Source organism: uncultured Campylobacter sp. (assembly GCF_938045535.1).
Taxonomy (GTDB): Bacteria; Campylobacterota; Campylobacteria; order Campylobacterales; family Campylobacteraceae; genus Campylobacter_B.
In genome coordinates, this window is sequence record NZ_CALIMQ010000151.1 from 1 (window position 1) to 5,705 (window position 5,705).

At 49.1% G+C, this 5,705-nt stretch carries 10 protein-coding genes; 8 read left to right on the forward strand and 2 right to left on the reverse strand.

The annotated features are described in order from the left end of the window. Together Q0095_RS04810 and Q0095_RS04815 are read right to left on the reverse strand one after the other, a co-directional pair. A partial coding sequence (locus Q0095_RS04810; protein ID WP_297881867.1) for a hypothetical protein occupies positions 1-216 on the reverse strand: 216 nt, incomplete at its 3' end. A 1-nt stretch (position 217) separates the two neighbouring features. Beyond that, positions 218-670, reverse strand: a complete 453-nt coding sequence (locus Q0095_RS04815; protein ID WP_297881869.1) for a DUF3290 domain-containing protein — start codon at positions 668-670, stop codon at positions 218-220. A 168-nt stretch (positions 671-838) separates the two neighbouring features. On the opposite strand from Q0095_RS04815, the gene Q0095_RS04820 reads away from it, so the two are divergent. The 8 genes from Q0095_RS04820 to Q0095_RS04855 all read left to right on the forward strand — a co-directional run bounded on the left by Q0095_RS04820 (position 839) and on the right by Q0095_RS04855 (position 5,641). Further along, complete coding sequence (locus tag Q0095_RS04820) at positions 839-1,102, forward strand: 4Fe-4S binding protein (protein WP_297881871.1); 264 nt, start codon at positions 839-841, stop codon at positions 1,100-1,102. Next, positions 1,099-1,335: a hypothetical protein gene (locus tag Q0095_RS04825; RefSeq protein ID WP_297881873.1), complete on the forward strand. Its 237-nt coding sequence runs from the start codon at positions 1,099-1,101 to the stop codon at positions 1,333-1,335. The genes Q0095_RS04820 and Q0095_RS04825 overlap by 4 nt, the downstream gene beginning before the upstream one ends. A gap of 10 nt (positions 1,336-1,345) precedes the next feature. Then, positions 1,346-1,846 carry a DUF2628 domain-containing protein gene (locus tag Q0095_RS04830; protein WP_297881875.1) on the forward strand — a complete coding sequence of 167 codons (501 nt, stop codon included), beginning with the start codon at positions 1,346-1,348 and terminating at the stop codon, positions 1,844-1,846. A gap of 54 nt (positions 1,847-1,900) precedes the next feature. Next, positions 1,901-2,167 carry an ACT domain-containing protein gene (locus Q0095_RS04835; RefSeq protein WP_005871308.1) on the forward strand — a complete coding sequence of 89 codons (267 nt, stop codon included), beginning with the start codon at positions 1,901-1,903 and terminating at the stop codon, positions 2,165-2,167. Between the two features lie 9 nt (positions 2,168-2,176). Next, positions 2,177-3,514 carry a PFL family protein gene (locus Q0095_RS04840; protein ID WP_297881877.1) on the forward strand — a complete coding sequence of 446 codons (1,338 nt, stop codon included), beginning with the start codon at positions 2,177-2,179 and terminating at the stop codon, positions 3,512-3,514. A gap of 24 nt (positions 3,515-3,538) precedes the next feature. After that, on the forward strand, positions 3,539-3,952 hold the full coding sequence (locus tag Q0095_RS04845; protein ID WP_297881879.1) for a hypothetical protein: 414 nt from the start codon (positions 3,539-3,541) through the stop codon (positions 3,950-3,952). A 445-nt stretch (positions 3,953-4,397) separates the two neighbouring features. Continuing rightward, positions 4,398-4,760, forward strand: coding sequence for a hypothetical protein (locus Q0095_RS04850; RefSeq protein WP_297881881.1), 363 nt, complete (start codon positions 4,398-4,400; stop codon positions 4,758-4,760). Between the two features lie 266 nt (positions 4,761-5,026). Next, positions 5,027-5,641, forward strand: coding sequence for an SLOG family protein (locus tag Q0095_RS04855; RefSeq protein ID WP_297881883.1), 615 nt, complete (start codon positions 5,027-5,029; stop codon positions 5,639-5,641). Positions 5,642-5,705 lie beyond the last annotated feature (64 nt).

Below are 5,705 nucleotides of genomic sequence, written 5' to 3' on the forward strand. Positions count from 1 at the left end.
GAGCAGTGTCCACGCGATCAGCACGAGCACAAAGTCCAAAATCGATATAGCGTTGTTGTAAATCACGCCGCCGATGATGCCGCCGAGGACGTAGTTCTGCACCTGATCGGTCGCGGAGTTCGGCGCGAGGTTGCCCTTGCCGAGCAGGTTGATCTGGAGGATGAGACACAAAAGGCCGAGCGCGAGCTTGCCCAGCATCAGAGAGTAGATCAGCATGTCAGTCCTCCTTGTCCACAATCTTCACGTCGCGGTTCAGAAGATGCGTCCGTTCGTACTGAAACGAGGTAAAGTCCGCATTGAATGTCACCGCGTAAAACGTCCCCTGCACATCGATGATCATCCCCTGTTTCAAATACGTCGAGTTGGTGCGGATCTTTTGCACGGGCACATCCAGATCCACACTGAGGCTGTGGAGGAACTGCGCCATGCGCGAGGTCGCCTCCACATCGCTCTTTGTCCGGTTGTAGTCGTTCCACTGCATTCCTCCGAGGAATGCGACCATGAGGAAGAGGATGACGATGAGGTCGCGGTAGCGCGTTGCAAGGCGGTTGCGCAGATATTTAATGCTCACGAACAGCAACGCAGCGAGCGCGAGAAATGAAAGCACATACCAGACATTATCGCCGAACTGGCTGTGCGCCGTGATATAGTTATAGGTATAAAAATTCAAGTAATCCCCTCCTTTTCCGCCTGTAGATTACTACGAGGGGTGCGCCGCGTCAAGTGTTTTATCGTGTAAATATGTATTCAGTATGCGATTGTATTTTCTCTGTATTTTCTGTTATAATATTGAAATTATCCGCACACATAACGGAGGGACAGCCCTCCGGAGCGGGTAATGGAACTGTTTTCTGTGTATAAGGGGATGCCTTCCACATCCCGGCGGGAGAGAAACGCCATGAAAGGTGAGCTGTATATCAAGGAAAGGCGGTGCAAAGGCTGCGGCATCTGCGCCGCATTCTGCCCGAAGCAGGTGCTCGAGGTGAGCCTGCTCGGCAAGATTGTGCCCGTCCGACCCGAGGACTGTATCGCGTGCGGGCAGTGCGAGATGCGCTGTCCCGATTTTGCGATATTCGTGGAGCGGAGGGAGGAACGCAAATGAGCGAGACGAGAGCAAGGCTCATGCAGGGCAACGAGGCGGTCGCCGAAGGGGCAATTGCGGCAGGTGTGACGTTCTTCGCGGGCTATTTCAAAGATGCGCGAGATAAATTCGAATACTATCAAAGCCACCGCGAAATTTTAGATGAGATGCTAAGACAGGGCGCGCAAAGAGCGGCTGCGACGGCTGCTTCATTGATGCAAAAGGTTCGCGCCGCCGTGGGGATTTATCGCTAAGGAGGGTGAGATGACGGATTACGCTAGAGAAATTTTATCTGACGGCAAGCTGCTTCGACAGAAGCTGGAAATTTTCTTGCAAACCCCGAGTAAGGTTGAAATTTACGCACGCGCCTGCGAGAAATTTTTCGCTGCGGGCAAGCAGCGCGAGTTAAATTACGTAAGCACGTGGAGCTGGTGGGGATTTTTCGGCACGCTGTTCTTTTTTCTGTACCGCAAGGAGTATAAAATTGCCGTAGCCCTATTTGCCTTTGTGGTAATTTCTTGCTTTATTCCGTTTTTGGATGGGCAGGATAGAACCATAGGAACGGCAATTAGCGTCAGTAGCGGGACTATGGCGAAATATTTTGTTTGCTATAGATTTGTCGCGCTATTGGATAAACAGGACGACGAAGCCCTAAGGCGGGGCGGCGGCGTGAATAGATGGGCGATATGGCTCGCAGTAATATTTTACGCTTTGGTCGCAATCGTGTTTGTGCTGATAATTTCAAACGGCGGCAAAATTCAGTAGTTTTAACGGCTTCCGCGCTCAGAATAGCTAAATAAATTTTAAAAAGGAGTAAGAATGAAAGCGATCGTAACGGTGATCGGTAAGGACAAGGTCGGCATTGTGGCGGGCGTTTCGGCCAAGCTCGCGCAGCTTGGGCTAAACATAGACGACATCAGCCAGACGGTTTTGGACGAGTTTTTTACGATGATGGCGGTGGTTTCCAGCGAGGAAAAGCAGGACTTTACGGCCCTGCGCGAGGAGCTAAACGAGCTAGGCGAAAAGCTAAAAGTCAAGATCAACATCCAAAGTTCGGCGATATTTGACGCCATGCACAACATCTAAGGTGCCGATATGGACATCAAAAACGTAACCGAAACGATCGCGATGATCGAGGAGCAAAATTTCGACATCCGCACGATCACGATGGGCATCAGCCTGCTTGACTGCATCGATCCCGATATTAACAAAGCAGCGGAGAAAATTTACGCAAAGATCACCGATAAGGCGCGCGATCTAGTAAAGGTCGGCAATGAAATTTCAGCAGAGCTTGGCATCCCGATCGTAAATAAGCGCGTCTGCGTAACGCCTATCGCCATCATCGGCGCAGCGACGAACGCTACCGACTACGTCCCGCTTGCCAAGGCGATGGACGAGGCGGCGCAAAAGGTCGGTATCGACTTTATCGGCGGCTTTTCGGCGCTCGTGCAAAAGGGCTACGCAAAGGGCGATAAAATTTTAATCGACTCCATCCCAGCCGCTCTCGCCGCGACGCAAAAGGTCTGCTCGTCGGTAAATATCGGCTCGACCAAAACGGGCATAAATATGAGCGCGGTCGCCGATATGGGGCGCGTGATCAAAGAGACGGCGAGGCTTTCCGATATAGGTGCTGCAAAGCTCGTCGTATTCGCCAATGCCGTCGAGGATAATCCCTTTATGGCGGGCGCATTTCACGGCGTGGGCGAGGCCGAGGTCGTCATAAACGTGGGCGTATCGGGCCCCGGCGTCGTTAAGCGCGCGCTTGAGAAGGTGCGTGGAGCGAGCTTTGACGTGGTTGCCGAGACCGTGAAAAAGACGGCGTTTAAGATCACGCGCATCGGACAGCTCGTCGGTCAAATGGCGTCCGAGCGCCTAGGCGTGAAATTTGGCATCGTCGATCTCTCGCTAGCTCCAACCCCTGCAGTGGGCGATTCGGTCGCGCGCGTGCTTGAGGAGATGGGCTTAGAGCGTGTCGGCACGCACGGCACGACGGCTGCGCTAGCGCTACTAAACGACGCTGTCAAAAAGGGCGGCGTGATGGCGTGCAACCAAGTAGGCGGGCTTAGCGGCGCGTTTATCCCCGTCTCGGAGGATGAGGGTATGATCGCCGCGGTGCGCGCAGGATCGTTAAATTTAGAAAAGCTCGAAGCGATGACTGCGATCTGCTCGGTGGGGCTCGATATGATCGCGATCCCGCAGGATACGCCCGAGCAGACGATCGCCGCGATCATAGCCGACGAGGCCGCGATCGGCGTGATAAATCAAAAAACGACCGCCGTGCGCATCATCCCAAAAGGTAAAGAGGGCGACACGCTGGAATTCGGCGGGTTACTCGGCAGCGCGCCCGTGATGAGCGTAAATAAAAACTCCTCGGCGGACTTCATCGCCCGCGGCGGCCAGATCCCCGCGCCTATTCATAGTTTTAAGAACTAAATTTAACCGACCTAAGGAGGAAAGATGAGAGCGTTTGCGTTATTTGCGGCGGCTTTGCTTTTTAGCGGCTGCTCTATAATCTCGGCATTTTATAGCAAGGAGAAAAAATTTGAGCTGGCGGGCTTGGGGCAAGACGGGGTTTATAGGACTTCGGACGACAGCGCAGATACGCTAATAAAAATAACGTCCGCCCGCACAAAAGAGGGCGAGCCGTATCGTATAATCCACACGCTGGAAATTCCTAAAAATTCTACCCAGACGGATTTTGATAGCAACGATAAAGAGGTATTTAAAATAGATTGCTCCAAGAATCGTTGCTCGCCCGAATATGACAGGGAGCCGAAAAGAATTGCCATTTCTTGGCCCGCGCCGAATGGAGGCGGCGTTTTTGACGGCGTCATATATCTAAAAAATTTACGGCTCGTAAAGGCGTATTAAATTTGCGGATTTAAAGCGTATAAAATTCGTAAAACTTAGCGAGTAAAATTTTACGGCTTCGCAATGGAATTTAGCTCTAAATTTTACGCTTGCGGGCGTGGAATTTTGAGTTGGTTTCGGCTTAAAATTTCGTTTTGAAATTTCGGCTTGAAATTTTACGGCGCGATCCCCGCGGCGCGCTAAAATTTTAAAATTTCGTTGTAAGGCGAGGCGTTAAAATTTCATTGCCGTGCAAGACGGACAGCGGCGGGTCTTTTAAAATTTTAAATTTTAAAGCGGCTTGCATTGAAATTTTAAAATTTAAAAGCAACCTGTTTCGTTATCATTGCTCGTCCGCTTAAAAAGCGGCGAAATTTTATTTCGGCGGGGATTAAATACAGCGCGCAAAAACAGGTGCAGCATCGAAATTTTAAAAGACGATGCGAAAATATGGAGTGGAAATAAAATGCAAAAAATGGCTTGGAAATTTGGCGAGCTTGAAAAGGTCGCGACGGACGAGGGCTTCATTTGGTATGCGGAGCTAAAAAGCGAAAGCTCTAGCGAGGTGCCGTTTTGTCTCGTGTCTGCAGATACGGCGGATGTGGGCGATGAGACGATTTCGCTTGCTCGGCGGATCGCCCGAGATATCGATCGGTACGTAAAAGACGCCCTTGCCTTCCTGCGAGACGAGCTTAGGCGCGAGTATCGTTTGGGCAAGGATGAGCTTAGACTGCTTGACGTGCCCGTTTGCGATCTGCCGTTTGAGCTCCCGCAATGCACGTTTTACGCGCGCGATACGCAGTGGCTGCTGGGGTCCGGGCGCGCTTGATATTTGCGATCCTTTCGGCATCGGGGTGATTTTCGAGGGCGAAAGACCGCTGCGCGTGGAAAATTTAGAGCTTTGCTAGCTGCGGTAAAATGCTAAATTTAAAGGCGGACGGGAATTTTAATGCTTTGCCGGGTTTGAAATTTTTCGGCTTTTCGCGAATGTAACGCGGTAAATTTTAAAATTTAACCGCAAGGTGCGACATCAAAAAGACGCGGCGCCGAATTTAATATAATCTCTAAAATTTAAACGCTTAAAAAGAGCGAGCCGTGAGCGAAAAATTTCAAGCCGAGATGAAAGAGTTAGACGAAAAATTCGCCGCAATACCGGAGAATTTAAAGAAGCGATACGGCAAACAGAGACTAATTAGGTGCTCTAGTATGGTATTTTTAGCGCTTTTGTTCGGCATTGCATCGGTAGCTTCGCGACTTATTTCTTACGTGGATATTCAGATGCCCGAGCCCTTTTTGTTTTGTGTGGCGGTAGTTTTATCCATTTGTTTGACGGCATTTTGTTTAAAGTGCTACAAGACAAAAAAATACAGCAGCTTTTTCATAAAAAATCAAGATGCCAGTTTGACGATTTTTACTTTTGAGAATCAAGGTGAAAACTGGGATGAAGCCAATCAAGAAAAATTAAGTCGTTTTAAACAGGTGGATTTTGTTAAATACGCCTATCCTCATTATGAAAATCCCAGCCAATTTCGTGATTACAATCACTTTCTACTCAGTAATACAGACGGGGCTTATATTTTTTACGATGAAGAAAATGAAACAAATTTAAAATATCTTTACCAAATGATGAAAAAACAAGAACAATACTTTATCAAACAATTAACATTTGATGACTTGAATGAGGTCGCAGAAAATTTTTCCGAAAATTAGATGTTTAACCTTGATTTTTGCGGTTCATTTTTTATATAATTAAAGTAATGAACGAGAATGGAGA

What these genes read in the sequence shown, in the direction of transcription:
- Q0095_RS04820 (WP_297881871.1), top strand. Translation starts at nt 839, where the DNA reads ATGGAACTGTTTTCTGTGTATAAGGGGATGCCTTCCACATCCCGGCGG.
- Q0095_RS04825 (WP_297881873.1), top strand. Translation starts at nt 1,099, where the DNA reads ATGAGCGAGACGAGAGCAAGGCTCATGCAGGGCAACGAGGCGGTCGCC.
- Q0095_RS04830 (WP_297881875.1), top strand. Translation starts at nt 1,346, where the DNA reads ATGACGGATTACGCTAGAGAAATTTTATCTGACGGCAAGCTGCTTCGA.
- Q0095_RS04835 (WP_005871308.1), top strand. Translation starts at nt 1,901, where the DNA reads ATGAAAGCGATCGTAACGGTGATCGGTAAGGACAAGGTCGGCATTGTG.
- Q0095_RS04840 (WP_297881877.1), top strand. Translation starts at nt 2,177, where the DNA reads ATGGACATCAAAAACGTAACCGAAACGATCGCGATGATCGAGGAGCAA.
- Q0095_RS04845 (WP_297881879.1), top strand. Translation starts at nt 3,539, where the DNA reads ATGAGAGCGTTTGCGTTATTTGCGGCGGCTTTGCTTTTTAGCGGCTGC.
- Q0095_RS04850 (WP_297881881.1), top strand. Translation starts at nt 4,398, where the DNA reads ATGCAAAAAATGGCTTGGAAATTTGGCGAGCTTGAAAAGGTCGCGACG.